Annotated in this window: 1 protein-coding gene; it reads right to left on the bottom strand. The window is 63.2% G+C overall.

All coding sequences use genetic code 11. From position 1 onward, the window contains the following. Window positions 1–1379, bottom strand: a 1379-nt coding sequence (locus tag EN906_RS34160; RefSeq protein WP_164777608.1) for an efflux RND transporter permease subunit, incomplete at both ends; no start/stop codon positions are given.

Raw genomic sequence — 1379 nt, 5'->3', positions numbered from 1 at the left:
AACGCCCAGCGGCTGGCGCAATTCGGCGCTGGCGCCGGTGCCGAGCGCGATCGGGAACGTGCCCATCAGTGCCGCCAGCGTCGTCATCATGATCGGCCTGAACCGCATCAGGCAGGCCTTGTGGATCGACTCGGTCGCCGACATGCCTTCTCGTCGCAGTTCAAGCGCGACGTCGACCATCATGATGCCGTTCTTCTTGACGATGCCGATCAGCATCAGGATGCCGATCACCGCGATAACAGACAGATCCATGCCGGCGAAGCGCAGCGCAACGACCGCTCCCAGCACGGCCGATGGCAGGCCGGTAAGGATGGTCAGCGGGTGGATGAAGCTCTCGTAGAGGATGCCGAGCACGATATAGATGGTCAGGATTGCGCCGCCGACCAGAAAACCCTGGTTGGCAAGAGAATCCTGGAAGGTCTTGGCCGTGCCGGCAAAGGTCGTCGAGATCACCGTCGGCATGCCGATCTGCTCCTTGAGCGCATTGATGCGCGTCACGCTGTCGCCCAGCGCCACGCCCTGCGGCAGATTGTAGGAGATGGTCACGGCTGGAAGCTGGCCGAGCTGGTTGACAGTCAGGGCGCCGGCCGTGCGATCGACCCGGGCGAAGGCGCCGAGCGGAACAAGACTGCCGCTCGCCGTCCTCATCTGGATGGCCAGCATCCGCTCGGGCGACCACTCGATCTTGGGATCGAGCTCGGTGATGACTTCGTAGCTGTCGGCCGAACCGAAGATTGTCGAAACCTGGTCGGTGCCGAACCCGCCATAGAGGGCGGAGCGCAACGTGTCGGTGTCGATACCGAGCTGGGCGGCCTTGTCGCGATCCACCACCAGCGTCGCCTGCAACGCATTGTTCTGCAGGTCGCTGGTGACGTCGGTGAAGTTCGCATGGTCGGCAGCCATCGCGTCGTTCAGTTTCTGCGCCCAAATATCGGTCAGGCCGGTATCAAGGCCCTGAACCACGAGCTGGTAGGCGCTGGCCGACGACCGCGAGCCCAGCCTCAAATTCTGCACCGGCTGCATGTAGGTCTCGATGCCCGCCACGCCGGCCAGTTGCTTGCGCAGGTCCGAAAGCACCTTCTCGATATCGGGGCGCTGGTCCTTGCCCTTAAGCTGGACGAAAAGCTGCCCCTGGTTGAGCGCATTGTTGCCGCTGCCCGCCGACCACGCCACATGGTCGACATAGGGCGAATGCGAGAAGACGCTGGCGACCTGTCCTTGCAGCCTGGACATGGCGTCGAAAGAGATGTCCTGGCGTGCGATGGTGGTCACCGATATCTGGCCGATGTCCTCCTGCGGGAAGAAACCCTTCGGCGAAGTCTGGATCAGCCACACCGACGCTGCCGCGGTGCCGACGAAGACGAGGAACACCAGGAAGG

Source organism: Mesorhizobium sp. M7A.F.Ca.CA.004.06.1.1, assembly GCF_003999135.1.
Taxonomy (GTDB): Bacteria; Pseudomonadota; Alphaproteobacteria; order Rhizobiales; family Rhizobiaceae; genus Mesorhizobium.
Note: the sequence above shows the minus strand (reverse complement) of the source record. Positions and strands in the feature narration are given on the sequence as shown.